Origin of the sequence: Pseudomonas sp. W2I6, assembly GCF_030815935.1 — a bacterium.
Classification (GTDB): Bacteria; Pseudomonadota; Gammaproteobacteria; order Pseudomonadales; family Pseudomonadaceae; genus Aquipseudomonas.
The window spans coordinates 3150081-3163565 of record NZ_JAUSXJ010000001.1; the positions used below are offsets into that span (position 1 = coordinate 3150081).

Sequence of the window (13485 nt, forward strand, 5' to 3'; positions counted from 1 at the left end):
TTCGTCTTTGAGCCAATGGCATTTTTCATAGACGACAAGGAGTTCGCCGCGATGTTCGCGCCTATTACCCGTTCCATGACCTTGACCCTGGGCCTCTTCAGCGTGGTGCTGAGCCCGGACCTGCTGGCCGAAAACGACCCCGACCAGGAATCCCAAGCGCCGGCCAAAGCCCTGGAACTGGGCAGCACCAGCATCACCGCCGAAGGCCTTGGCGCCAACACCGAACACACCGGTGCCTACACCACAGGCTCAATGGGCACCGCCACCCGGCTGAACCTGTCCATCAAGGAAACCCCACAGTCGGTCTCGGTGATCACCCGCCAGCAGATGGACGACTTCAACCTCAACACCCTGACCGAAGTGATGCGCCAGACCACCGGCGTGGTGGTGCAGCACCTGGACTCCGACCGGGTCGGCTATTCCTCGCGCGGCTACGGCATCACCAACTTCCAGATTGACGGCATGCTCAACACCTTCGGCCGCATGAAGTCCGATGCCGACACCATCATCTACGACCGGGTCGAAGTGGTCCGCGGCGCCACCGGCCTGACCACCGGCGCCGGCGACCCCTCGGCCACGGTCAATATGGTGCGCAAACGTCCGACTGCCCAATGGCAGGCAAAGACGGGCATCAGTGGCGGCTCCGATGACAATTACTACAGCTACCTGGATGTCGGCGGCCCCTTGGCGTTTGATGGGCGCCTGCGCGGCCGCACGGTGCTCGCCTACCGTGACACCCAGTCCTACCGCGACAACTACGCGCTGCAACGGGAAGTCGGCTACGGCATCCTCGAAGGCGACCTGACCGACGACACGGTGCTGGCGGTGGGCTTCGATTACCAGAACAAGCATGTGCAGGGCACCGCGTGGGGCACCTTGCCCTACTGGAACAGCGACGGCAGCAAAGCCAGGCTGCCCCGCTCCGCCAACATCGCGGCCCACTGGAGTTCCTGGCCGCTGAAAGATGAAACCACCTTCGCTACCCTCGACCACCGCCTGGCGGGTGACTGGCACCTGAAGGCCGCCTATACCCACCGTGAAAGCGACACCGACGGCAAGGTCTATTACGGCGGCTCAGGCTTCCCGAATGCCGACCGCAGCGGCATGACCGCCTGGACCAGCCACATGCTCGGCACCTCGAAAATGGACGTGGTCGACTTGAACCTGTCCGGGTCCTATGCCCTGCTGGGTCGTGAGCACGAATTGATGGTGGGTTACGGCGAGTCCGAGCAGCGTGACGCTTCGCCACACCTGCGCAGCGGTACGGTGCCGAAGGACTACACCAGCATCGACGATTGGAAACACATGGGCGGGATCGGCAAATTCCCCGACACCAACACCGGCCTCAAGGGCGAACAAGGCAGCACCCGCCAAAAGGCCGGCTACCTGGCCACCCGCCTGAGCCTGACCGATCGCCTGCATGCGGTATTGGGCAGCCGCTACGGCAGCTGGGAGATCGAGAGCACCACCTACAACTACAACAGGGACACTGACCAGTTCCTCGGTACGTCAAAATCCAGCCAGACCCACAACGACATGTGGACACCCTACGCCGGCCTGCTCTACGACCTGACCCCGGAGTACACCGTCTACGCCAGCTACACCGATATCTTCAACCCGCAGGAAGAACGCACCGCCGGCAAGCAATACCTGGAGCCAGTGGTAGGCAGCAACTATGAAGTGGGCATCAAGGGCAGCCTGCTGGAAGAGCGCCTGAACCTGGCGGCCGCGTACTTCTGGAGCAAACAGGACAACGTCGCGGAACTGGACAGTTTGACCCCACCGGATCCGGAGACCGGTGAGCAGTTCTTCACATCCGGCGGCAAAGGCAACAAGGTTCAGGGTTTCGAGGTAGAGGTGTCCGGAGAGGTGCGCCCCGACTGGAACCTGACCGCCGGATACACCTACACCCACTCCCTGAACGGGGACAAGCAGCGCAATAACACCCACCTGCCGCTGAACCTGCTGCGCGTGTCCACGGCCTACCGCCTGCCCGGCGAATGGCACGCGCTGACGGTCGGCGGCGCGGTGAATTGGCAAAGTGACTTCTACGACTTCGCCTATCGCCCGGTTGGCCGGGACACCAATGGAGCCCTGATCAGGGAGCGCACCCGGATCACCCAGCAGGCCTATACCGTGGTCAACCTGATGTCGCGCTATGAGTTCGATGACCACTTGTCGGCGTCACTTAATATCAACAACCTATTTGATAAAAAATATTACGAGCGCGTCGGCTTCTATAACGGCGTGTATTGGGGAGACCCGCGTTCTATCAGCGTTGCACTGGACTGGAAGCTCTGAATTCATCTCTGCTAAAGATTGGAAGTTAACGAAATCGTTAACTTTCGGTCAGCGCAAGGTTAACCCTTACTTAATATCATTGGCCCACAGTCTCCCCATCCCGCCGCTGATGACAACGCGCGGACCCAACACACTTACTGAGACACTGCCATGAAATTTTCGACTGTTATCCTTGCCGGCCTGATGACCATGACTTCCGTAGCCGCCTTTGCAGAAGGCGGCTCAGAGCGTTCGAAGGAGTTCTACAACAACTTCACCTTCGTTCAGCAACAGACTCACGGTGCTGCCCAGCAAACCGCAATGGCTGACGGCAAGACCGAAAAGCCGGCAACGGCCGACCAAACTACCAACACACCGAATAGCTGATTTACCCGCAATACCTGTGCTATTCCGCTCTGATAGCCAAGGTCAATTTGGCGCCACTTGCTGGCGCCTTTTTTTGCCTTTAATTAAATAAACATTAATTAAAGCGGTTTGCTCCAGAACAACATCCGGCCATGTTGCGGATCAAATACCGAATCATCAAACCCAAACTTTCGATACGCCGACTGCGCCACGGCGTTGCCTTCAAGCACCTCGAGGGTGATCTTGCAGCAACCGCGCTGGCGAGCAATTTCCTCGACCTTTTGCAGCATCTTCTGACTCAGCCCCAGGCCACGGAATTGATCCATCACCACCACGTCGTGCACGTTGACCAGCGGGCGGCAGGCAAAGGTGGAAAACCCTTCAAAGCAGTTCACCAGGCCGGCCGGCGTACCGCCGACAAAGGCCAGCACACTGAACGCGTGGGCGCGCTTGGCCAGCTCTGCCGGCAGTTGCTGCAAGCGGTCGGCCGGCAGGCTGTGGCCACCGCCCATGGGGTCTTCGGCGTAATGATTGAGCACCAGGCCAATGGCCTCGGCGTGTACCGGATTGGTGTAGCTGGCTTGCAGCACCAGGATGTCTGCGCTGTCCATTTCCTTCCTCGTTAACGGTGCGACAGGGACTCGGTCCCCATAAAAGGGCTCGATTGTAAGCGCGGTGCAGGCATTAGATGAAGGAGATTAACTACATTTGCCCGCGTGAAAGCGCGCCAGGCTCGCCAAACCGTGCCAGTTGCATCTCCTGCAGGCGGCTCAGGGTGCGGCGGAATGGAAACTCCAGGTAACCCTCGGTGTAGAGGCTTTCCAGCGGCACCCGGGCCTCGATGTACAGCGGCACCTTGCGGTCGTAGCACTCGTCCACCAGCGCGATGAAACGCCGGACGCTGTCGTCATGCACCGACAGTTCCGGCAGTTCCCGGTCCCCGGCGTCCACCCGTTCGGCAGCGTCTTCGGTGCCCCGGGCGATTCGTCCCGGGCGCTTTTGCGCGCTGAGGTTGGGCACCTCGCCGAGCAAAATGGCCTTGAACCGATCACACAGCAGCATGAAATCCATCGCCGCCAACGGCCGCTCACACAGGTCGGCGTAGCAACACCACAGCACGGTTTCACTGGACTGCACTGCCACGATGGAGCGGTAGCCGACCGCAACCGGGTCGCTGCTCACTGCCTGCCCGGCGCTCAACTGGCGAAACACCTCGGCCAACGCGTCGGGCTGGTCGACCCAGTAACGCTGCAGTGCGGTGCCCGGGTGCAGCCGATGATCTTCCCCGCCATCGACTGCCACCACCCGCATATGCTGTTTGATCGCTTCGATTCCCGGCAGGAAACGATCCCGGTTGAAACCGTCGGCGTACAGCTGGTCCGGTGGCTGGTTGGACGTGCAGACCATCACCACGCCTTCCTCGAACATCACCTGGAACAGCCGGCCGAGGATGATGGCGTCACCAATGTCGTTGACAAACAACTCATCGAAACACAGCACCCGCACTTCCCAGCTCAGTTCGCGGGCCAGGGCCTGCAAGGGATCGTGGGTGCCCGTTAGCTGGAATGAACGCTGGTGCACCCAGCCCATGAAGTGATGAAAATGCTGGCGCCGCGCTGGCACTCGCAGGCTTTGGTAGAACTGGTCCATCAGCCAGGTCTTGCCCCGGCCGACCGGGCCCCACAGGTACACCCCGATGATGGGCCCATGGCCGTGGTGCAAGGCCTGATGGCAGTCCTGCAGGGCTTGCACCGCCTCGCGCTGGGCGTCGTCGGGGACAAAACCCTGTTCGGTGATGGCGTGCTGATAGGCGGCAAGTGGCGAGTCGAAAGTCATACCCGGCAGTATGCCATGACGGCTACAGGGAAATATCCAATCGGGCAATCTTGCCGTGTTCATTGAGGCGGAAGGTATAGCGCAGCTCCAGCGGGCTGCCGGGAAAGCTGCCGGTGATCAGGTTGCTGACCAGCACCTTGCCCGTGCGGTGCTGCACATTCAGCACCTGGACCCTGGGCTGGTAACGGCGCCCGGTGTCTTCCATCCAGCGGGCGATGGCGGCGGTACCGACCCGGTGCTCGCCTTCGTCGAACACGTTAGCATCTTCGGCGAAACAGTCGGCCACCAGCGAGGTGTCGCCGGCATTCGCCGCGGCAATGTAGGTTGCAATCGCCGGGGCCAGTTCAGGGATGGGTTGGGACATGGTGACAGCTCCTTTTTAGTGATTTATGGAGCCATGCTAAAGCAGCGTTGTGTCAGTTCTTGTCAGGAGTGAACGGCCCGGATTCGTTCTGTTCCATCAGCTTGCGCCAGCCCCGCAACCAATCGCTGCGGCGCCCCGGATACCGTTCACCTTGCAAGCGCGCGGCGGCCACTCGGTCGGTGCGGAAGGTGCGATAGGCCCCACGCAATTCACACCACGCGACGATCACCCGCACTTCGTTGAGAAAGCCCAGGGCCAGGGGCCAGATCAGGCGCTGGCTGGCGGTCTGGCTGGCATCGGCGTAGTCGATGTGCAGCTTGGCCTGGCCGCGAATGGCCTCGCGGAACACATTCAACGGCACGCGGTTTTCCGGGTAGCCGAAGCCTGGCGGGCCCGGCAGCACCGTCGGATTGCGCAAGGCTTCCTGGGCAGCCGGGTCAAGCACGTCGGCGATCTTTGCAAGCGCATTGGCCGCCGCCTGGCTCAGTACGTCATCACCGCGCTGGTCGACATACCGCAAGCCCAGCACGATGGCTTCGGTCTCGTCGGCATTGAGCATCAGCGGCGGCAGGAACAGGCCCGCACGCAGCACATAGCCCACGCCCGCCTCGCCGTAGATCGGTGCGCCCAACGCGGTCAGTTCGGCGATATCGCGGTACAGCGTGCGCTCGGAAATCTCCAGTTCTGCCGCCAGCACGGCGGCCGTCACCGGGCGCTTTTTGCCCCGCAGGACTTGCAACAAGGTCAACAGACGACTGGTACGCGACACGTTGATCATGCTCGAAAAAGAAAGGTGGCGCAGCTTAGCAGAGGTCTCCGTCAGAAAGTGTCAGGAGCAGGCACCCTTCCCTTCAGCCGCCAAAAAAGCCCCTTGACGAAATATATGACTCACATCATATTTAATAGATGTTGCAAAACATTTAAACCAATCACAGCGTCAGGAGTTTCGGTATGCGCAATAAAGTCTTTGGCCGTCGCAGCGGCCTGCGGGTTTCAGAGCTGGCCCTGGGTACCGCCAATTTCGGCACAGGCTGGGGCCACGGCGCCGAGCGCGACGAGTCCAAGCGAATCTACGACGGCTATCTGGAGGCCGGCGGAAACTTCCTCGATACCGCCAACGGCTACCAGTTCGGCCAATCGGAAGTACTGCTCGGCGAGTTCATTGCCTCGGAACGCGACCGCTTGGTGATCGCCAGCAAATACACCTTGCGCACCCAGCCTCAAGACGAAGGCACCCTCAAGCTTGGCAACAACCGCAAGAACATGGTGCGCGCCGTCGAAGAAAGCCTGAAACGCTTGAACACCGACCACATCGACCTGTTCTGGGCGCATATCAGCGACAACGTCACGCCGATGGAAGAGATCCTGCGGGGGTTTGATGACCTGGTGCGTGCCGGCAAGATCCACTACGCCGGGCTGTCCAACTTCCCCGCCTGGCGCATTGCCCGCGCCGACCTGCTCGCTGAAGTGCGCGGCTTTGCACCCCTGGTAGCGATCCAGACCGAATACAGCCTGGCCGAACGCACCGCTGACCGCGAGCTGCTGCCCATGGCCGAGGCCCTGGGCCTGGCCGCGACTTTATGGTCACCGCTGGGGGGTGGTTTTCTGACCGGGAAGTACCGCAACAGCCAGGACGATACCCGCGCCAGCAAGCTGGGGATTTTGGTCCACGCTGAAAAAAGCGCACGGGAAACGGCAGTGCTCGACACCCTGCTGGCGGTTGCCGGTGAACTGGACGCCACGCCAACTCACATCGCCATCGCCTGGCTGCGGGAAAAGGCCCGTCGTTCTACCACCGCGCTGATCCCGATCCTGGGGCCGCGTACCCGCGAACAACTGGACGGCACCCTGGGTGCGCTGAATGTGCAACTCTCGGCCGAGCAAGTGGCCCGCCTGGACACTGCCAGCGCGATTGCGCTGGGCGTGCCCCACGAGATGATCGCGGAGCGCTTCCCACGTTATACGGACGATGATGCACAAGACCTGCGCTGGCCGCCGGTTATCTAAGACCCGTTGTGGCGAGGGAGCTTGCTCCCGCTGGGCTGCGTAGCGGCCCCAAAATCTTGGGAGCGCTGCGCACTCCAGCGGGAGCAAGCTCCCTCGCCACAGATGCAGTACTCAGCCTCAGTTAAGCGAGGCTTTTGCTCACCACTTCAAACACATCGCTGGACAGCTCGCCCGAAGCGCGAATCCGCTCCAGCTCGCCTTTCATCAGCGCCTGCCGCGCGCTGTCGTACTTGCGCCAGCGGGTCAACGGCGCCAATTGCCGCGAAGCAATCTGTGGGTTGAAGCCATTCAACTGGATCACCAGGTCCGCCAGGAACCGATAACCCGAACCATCCGCCGCGTGGAAGTTGATCAGGTTCTGCCCGGCAAACGCTCCCACCAGTGCCCGCACCTTGTTCGGGTTCTTGATGTTGAACGCAGGGTGCTGCATCAACGTCTTGACCCGCTCCAGCGCGCCCGGCAAACCACTGCCCGCCTGCACGCTGAACCACTGGTCCATGACCAGCGGGTTGTCCTTGAAGTTCTCGGCAAACACCGCCAGCGCCTTGGCTTTTTCTTCTTCGAACGGCGAGTTGACCAGCACCGCCAGGGCCGTCAGGCGCTCGGTCATGTTGTCGCACGCGTCGAACTGTTCAAGGGTCGCCGCCAGCACTTCCGGCTTGCCGCTGAGCATCAGGTACGACAGCGCAATGTTCTGCAAGGCGCGACGGGCAAAGTGTTCCGCCTCGGCCACGTACGGGGTTTTCTTCGACAGATCGCGATTGGCCTGGTAACGCAGCCACAGGCCCTCGAACAGGTTGTCGGCCAACTGCTTGCGAGCAAACTCGCGGGCCGCGTGGATGGCGTCGACATCCGCCACTTCGCTGATTTCGGTCAGGTAGGCTTCGCTCGGCAGCGAGAGCATCTCGGCGACCATCGCCTGGTCCAGGCTTTCGTCGCTCAATACGCTGCGCAGTGCAGTGATCAGGCGTTGATCCAGCACCAGCGCCTTGCCCTGCTGATGTTGGGCGATCAGCTCCTGCAACACCTGCACCGACAGCTGCTGGCCGGCGTCCCAGCGATTGAAGCCATCGCTGTCGTGCTGCATCAGGAACATCAGTTGGTCGCGGTTATACGGGAAGCTCAGCTTCACCGGCGCCGAGAAGCCGCGCAGCAACGACGGCAGCGGGTGCTCGGCGATGTCGACAAAGGTGAAGGTTTGTTCGGCTTCGGTCACCGAGATCACGCGGGACGTGGCGCCCGCAGCGGTTTCATCGGCCAGGCGCAAGGCGATGCCCGCGCCCTTCCCGTCCAGCAGGCCCAGCTCAACCGGAATCACGAACGGCAGTTTTTCCACCCTGTCCGGGGTTTCCGGGCAGCTTTGACGGAAGGTCAGGCTGTAGGTTTTAGCCACCGGGTCGTAGGACTCGCTCACCGCCAGACGTGGCGTACCTGCCTGGCTGTACCAGCGCTTGAACTGGGTCAGGTCAGCGCCGTTGGCGTCTTCCATGGCCTTGATGAAGTCATCGCAGGTCACAGCCTGGCCGTCGTGGCGTTCGAAGTACAGGTCGCTGCCTTTGCGGAACCCTTCGGCGCCGAGCAAGGTTTGGATCATACGGACGACTTCCGAGCCCTTTTCGTACACGGTCAGGGTGTAGAAGTTGGAGATCTCGATAAAGCCGTCCGGACGCACCGCGTGGGCCATGGGACCGGCATCTTCGGCGAACTGGTGAGTGCGCAGATAAGCCACGTCCTGGATGCGCTTGACGGTGGCCGAATTCATGTCGGCAGAGAACTGCGAATCACGGAACACCGTGAAGCCTTCCTTCAGCGACAGCTGGAACCAGTCGCGGCAAGTCACGCGGTTGCCCGACCAGTTGTGGAAGTATTCGTGGGCAACGATCGCCTCGACCCGCTGGTGCGCGGCGTCGGTGGCGGTTTCGGCACGGGCCAGCACGGCGCTGGAGTTGAAGATGTTGAGGCCCTTGTTTTCCATGGCGCCCATGTTGAAGTCGTTGACCGCGACGATCATGAAAATGTCGAGGTCGTACTCACGGCCATAGACTTCCTCGTCCCAGCGCATGGATTTCTTCAGGCTGTTCATGGCGTGCTGGCACTTGTCGATGTTTTCCGGCTCGACATAGATACGCAGCGCCACGGTGCGCTCGGTCATGGTGGTGAAGGTGTCTTCGACACACCACAAATCACCGGCCACCAGTGCAAACAGGTACGCCGGCTTCTTGAACGGATCTTCCCAGGTCGCCCAGTGCCGGCCGTCTTCGCCAGGGCCGGAAGCAATCGGGTTGCCGTTGGACAGCAACACCGGGTAGCTGTGTTGCTCGGCGATCACCGTGGTGGTGAACACGCTCATCACGTCCGGACGGTCGAGGTAATAGGTGATCTTGCGGAAACCCTCGGCCTCGCACTGGGTGCAGAACATGCCGCCGGATTTGTACAGGCCTTCCAGGGCGGTATTGGTTTCCGGGTGGATCTTCACCGTGGTGTCGAGGGTGAAGGTCGCGCTGGTGGGGTGCACGGTCAGGTGGCTGTCGCTCAACTGGTAGTCGGCGTCGGTCAGTTCCTGGTCGGCCAGGTTCACCGACAGCAGCTCCAGCTGCTGCCCGTCCAGCACCAGCGGCGGCAAGCCGGCGCCGCGCTCGGGGTTGCGGCGCATCACCAACTGCGCGTGGACCAGGCTATGGTCCTCGAACAACTCGAAGGTCAGGTGCGTCTCGTCGATCAGGTAGTCCGGCGCCTGATAGTCCTTCAGGTAAATCATCTTCGGCTGTTCGGTGCGCATGTCTGTCGTCCTTCTACTGATGCACGGCGAGCTGGTAGGCCGTGTATTTACGAATATTGATCACGCCGGTATCGAAGATCAGGTATTGGCCCTTGATCCCCATCAGCGTGCCTTCGGCAATCGGGTTCTTGTCCAGGTTGAAGCTGACGATCTTGGTCGGATACTGCTCGATCGGGTAGCGGATTTCGATCGGTTCGATGTCGGTCACCGGTTGGATGGCCTGCAGGCCAAAGCGTTCCTGCAAACCGAGCATGCCTTCGGCACAGCTGGCGAACAGTTCGTCGCGCACCTGCGCAAGGTCGACGGCCTGGGCATCGCCCTTGAGCAACGCGCGCCAGTTGGTCTTGTCGGCCACCTGGCTGCGGAACAGGTCTTCGACGAAGCCCGACTGCTGGCGCGTGGCAACGCGCATGATCGGCAGCGCCTGGCTGGCACCCTGGTCGAGCCAGCGGGTCGGCAGCTGGCTGGCGCGGGTGATGCCGACCTTGATCCCCGACGAGTTCGCCAGGTACACCACGTGGTCGGTCATGCAGAATTTTTCACCCCAGGCCGGATCGCGGCAGGTGCCGGCGTCGTAATGGCAGCGCTCGGGGCTCATGATGCACAGGTCGCACTGGGCCAGTTTGGTCATGCACGGGTAGCAGTAACCCTGGCTGAAACTGGTCTTGGTCTTGCGACCGCAATGGGTGCAATGGATCGCACCGAGGTATTCCAGGCGCACGGTAGTGCCGATCAATGGATTGACCGGCACCTCGGTATCGCCCAGGCGAAACGCGTATTGAACGGTCGGCTCACCCAACTGCGCCGACATCTTGCTGACTGCACCACGGCCAATCTCAATCAATGGATGGCATCCGACTTGAACAGGATGTTCGGCACCGGCGCCGACTTCGAGGCGCATTCCTGCGGGCCCATGTAGCCGGTGCGCTGGTCTTCCGGCAGGTTCTGCAGTTCCCAGGCGATCACCGCCTGCAACGACAATTCACGCTGCTCGGCGGTGAGCTTGCGGCCATCGGACCATTTGCCGATTTCCACGGCGAGCTTGAGGCTCTCGTAGATGTCCGGGGTGATGTTTTCGATCATTTCGACAAAAGAGGACATAAGACTCTTCCTTAACTAAATAGGAGACATTTTGCGGCGGCTGTACAAGCCACCCAACAAACCGGTCAGGCAACCCATCACCAGGCCACCCACGTGGGCCGCGTTGGCGATTTCGCCGAAGCCGATCATCGAGACCAGGCCCGACAGGCACAGCACCAGCCACACCAGCATCATCACCAACACCCCGCGAGGCAGGCGATACACCGGATTCGGCGACACCCACTGATAGATCCAGCAATGCCCGAGCAAGCCATACAGCACGCCGGACAACCCGCCAAACAGGCCGGGACCACCAAAATAGTATTGAGCGTAGTTCGACACCAGGCTGAACAGCAGGGTCAGGCCCAGCAGGTTGACGCTGCCCTGGCGCAACTCGATGCGTCGCCCCAGCTCCCAGTACCACATGCCGTTCATGGCCAGGTGCAGGATGCCGAAGTGGATCAACATCGGCGTGACGAGGCGCCACCACTGTCCCGACGCCAGGCTGTCGGTCAATGGCGTGAAACGGATGTACTCGCCTGCCACGCTGAACGGCAGGAACGTCAGCCAGCTCATGGCTTGCAGGTTATCCCCCAGCAACGTAACGGCGCCGACGATGATGCTCAGCAGCAACACCAACGCGGTCACCGGGCTGTGGCGAAGCTGCTGGGCAAACCCGGGACGCCTGGTCGACGTCGCCTGCTCGGGAATATCCAGTTGCTGGTCCGGGTCACCGGCCGGAAAGCGCTGGTACAGGACCTTCACGTCTTCACTGATGGAGTCAGGCACCCACAGCACCTGCTCCCCGGCTTCTTCGCTGACGCGATGGGGCACTTGCATGCGTTGCAGAAGCTTGACGAAACCACTCAAATCCACCGCCAGCGGCAGGCGTAATACAGCAACGGTACTCATGAAATAACCTCAGGGCGCTCGACATCGACCCAAACAAATTTACGCGGGTCCAGGCGGGTTTCCTGATCCAGCCGGTACGCCACCAGCTTGCCGTACAGCACCGCGCTGTAGTCCAGGCAGGCCAGGTTCGGGCGGATCGGCGCCGGTTTGCCGCTGCGCCAGTAGTGGCCGACGAACAGCAATGGCTCGTCGACGCCGTAGCGCAGCAGGGAATTCTTTTCAGTGGACGACAGCGGCGTGGCGGCCACAGGTTCCGGCAGCGCATCGGGCTGGAACACGATATCGCCGTAGGTTTTCGGGTCGTCTTCCCAGAACTTGGTGCGGAAGAACGAACGCGTCAGGCCGTCGCCGCCGGTCAGGGTCAAGCCGTCCGGCAGGCGCATGTCGGTGCCGCGCAACAGGCGGTCGAAGGCATTGCTGGCGAAACTGCCGGGCACGGCGGCGGCTTGCAGGAAGTGTTCGTCGATGCAGCCATCCGGGAAATGCGCGCGCAGGGGCTCGATAAAGCCGTTGTCCCAGCAAGCGTGCACTACGCGGAATCGCCCGGCGTCGACAAACAGCGGCATGTCATAGAACCAGCCGAGGAAATCGTGCCAGTCTGCCGGGTGCTGTTCGAACTGGGTCAGGGTCTCGTGGATCAACCGCGCGTGGCGTGGCGTGTGCTCGCGCACAAACTGCTTGCCGCTGCCCGGGGCGGCGGGCGTGCTCCAGCCCAGCGCGTTGAACTCATGGTTGCCCATGATGCACAGTGCCTGGCCGGCCTCGGTCATGTCGTGGACGATATGCAGCGCCTCGCGAATGCGCGGGCCACGGTCGATGATATCGCCGAGGAACACGGCCATTCGCGACGGATGCCGCCAGGTACCGCCCTGCTTGTGGTAACCCAATCGGTCGAGCAAGTGCTCAAGGGTATGAGCGCAACCGTGCACGTCACCAATCAGGTCGTAGCTACGCGCGGGATCGAGCATCAGTCGCCTCCACCCCCCAAGCGGCTGCCCCAGCCCAGCTTGGTCCGGCACACTTCGTAGTAGTTGTGGTCCAGCGGGTGGATCAACCGCAACTTCTGTGCCTTTTTGCTCACGGTGATGGTGTCACCGGGGGCGCAGGTGAAATGGTTCTGCCCGTCGCAGGAGACTTGCGGGTAGATCTGCATGTCTTTTGACACCACGATTTTCAGCTCACTGTTGCCATCGACCACGATAGGCCTGCTGGACAACATATGGGGATACATCGGCACGATCACAATGGCATCCAGCTTGGGATGCATGATCGGCCCACCGGCCGACAGCGCGTAGGCCGTGGACCCGGTCGGCGTGGCGACGATCAGGCCGTCGGCCTTCTGGCTGCACACGAACTGGCCGTCGATGTACAACTCGAACTCGATCATCCGCGTCGACTTGCCGGGGTGCAGCACCACATCGTTGAGGGCGTCGCCCTGGCCGATGGCTTCGCCGTGGCGGCGCACTTCGGCTTGCAGCAGGAAGCGGTTTTCCACCAGGTAGTGGCCGTCCAGCACCTTGGCCACTTCGACTTCCAGCTCGTCGGGGCGAATATCGGTGAGGAACCCCAGGCTTCCACGGTTGATCCCCAGCACCGGCACGTTATGCCGCGCCAGCGCCCGGGCGGCGCCCAGCAGGCTGCCGTCGCCGCCCACCACGATCACCATGTCGCAGACTTCACCGAGCATCTTGCGCGACGAGGTCTGCAGGCCATGGCCCGGGAGGATTTCAGCGATGGTGTCTTCGAGGATCACGTGCAGGTGGCGCTCGAGCAGAAACTTTTTCAGTCGGCGGACGGTGTCCAGCACCTGGGTACTGCCCAGGCGACCGATAATGCCGATATTGCGAAATTGCTCCATGGG

At 61.6% G+C, this 13485-nt stretch carries 13 protein-coding genes; 3 read left to right on the forward strand and 10 right to left on the reverse strand.

Annotated features, from left to right (window positions below):
- Positions 1–51: 51 nt before the first annotated feature.
- Entirely contained in the window at positions 52–2301 is a 2250-nt protein-coding gene (locus QF039_RS14770; RefSeq protein WP_307519122.1) for a TonB-dependent siderophore receptor, read from the forward strand.
- Between the two features lie 150 nt (positions 2302–2451).
- The gene (locus QF039_RS14775; RefSeq protein ID WP_087694368.1) at positions 2452–2667 is read left to right on the forward strand and encodes a hypothetical protein; all 216 of its coding nucleotides are present in this window, start codon (positions 2452–2454) and stop codon (positions 2665–2667) included.
- Positions 2668–2765: 98 nt separating this feature from the next.
- Here QF039_RS14775 and QF039_RS14780 read toward each other — a convergent pair whose 3' ends face one another.
- The 4 genes from QF039_RS14780 to QF039_RS14795 form a co-directional block, all read right to left on the reverse strand.
- A complete protein-coding gene (locus QF039_RS14780; RefSeq protein ID WP_008432012.1) occupies positions 2766–3257 on the reverse strand; it encodes a GNAT family N-acetyltransferase in 492 nt (163 codons plus the stop codon).
- A 91-nt stretch (positions 3258–3348) separates the two neighbouring features.
- A complete protein-coding gene (gene zapE, locus QF039_RS14785) occupies positions 3349–4482 on the reverse strand; it encodes a cell division protein ZapE (protein WP_307519127.1) in 1134 nt (377 codons plus the stop codon).
- Between the two features lie 22 nt (positions 4483–4504).
- Complete coding sequence (locus QF039_RS14790) at positions 4505–4846, reverse strand: nuclear transport factor 2 family protein (protein WP_307519129.1); 342 nt, start codon at positions 4844–4846, stop codon at positions 4505–4507.
- 52 nt (positions 4847–4898) lie between these two features.
- Positions 4899–5615 carry a YafY family protein gene (locus QF039_RS14795; protein ID WP_032898885.1) on the reverse strand — a complete coding sequence of 239 codons (717 nt, stop codon included), beginning with the start codon at positions 5613–5615 and terminating at the stop codon, positions 4899–4901.
- A 182-nt stretch (positions 5616–5797) separates the two neighbouring features.
- On the opposite strand from QF039_RS14795, the gene QF039_RS14800 reads away from it, so the two are divergent.
- Entirely contained in the window at positions 5798–6853 is a 1056-nt protein-coding gene (locus QF039_RS14800) for an aldo/keto reductase (protein ID WP_307519132.1), read from the forward strand.
- Positions 6854–6974: 121 nt separating this feature from the next.
- Here QF039_RS14800 and pepN read toward each other — a convergent pair whose 3' ends face one another.
- Genes pepN through QF039_RS14830 form a run of 6 tightly spaced genes read right to left on the reverse strand, consistent with a single transcriptional unit; the run spans position 6975 to position 13482 of the window.
- Entirely contained in the window at positions 6975–9632 is a 2658-nt protein-coding gene (gene pepN / locus QF039_RS14805; RefSeq protein WP_307519134.1) for an aminopeptidase N, read from the reverse strand.
- Between the two features lie 13 nt (positions 9633–9645).
- Entirely contained in the window at positions 9646–10476 is an 831-nt protein-coding gene (locus tag QF039_RS14810) for a DUF2797 domain-containing protein (protein WP_003217902.1), read from the reverse strand.
- Positions 10473–10733: a YeaC family protein gene (locus tag QF039_RS14815; RefSeq protein WP_003217900.1), complete on the reverse strand. Its 261-nt coding sequence runs from the start codon at positions 10731–10733 to the stop codon at positions 10473–10475. Before QF039_RS14815 ends, QF039_RS14810 begins: the two co-directional genes overlap by 4 nt.
- Positions 10734–10748: 15 nt before the next feature.
- Positions 10749–11624 (reverse strand): rhomboid family intramembrane serine protease, encoded by an 876-nt coding sequence (locus QF039_RS14820; protein WP_177080537.1) that lies wholly within the window; start codon positions 11622–11624, stop codon positions 10749–10751.
- Positions 11621–12595, reverse strand: a complete 975-nt coding sequence (locus tag QF039_RS14825) for a metallophosphoesterase (protein ID WP_161635726.1) — start codon at positions 12593–12595, stop codon at positions 11621–11623. Before QF039_RS14825 ends, QF039_RS14820 begins: the two co-directional genes overlap by 4 nt.
- On the reverse strand, positions 12592–13482 hold the full coding sequence (locus tag QF039_RS14830) for an NAD(+) kinase (RefSeq protein WP_003217892.1): 891 nt from the start codon (positions 13480–13482) through the stop codon (positions 12592–12594). Before QF039_RS14830 ends, QF039_RS14825 begins: the two co-directional genes overlap by 4 nt.
- Between the last annotated feature and the right edge of the window lie 3 nt (positions 13483–13485).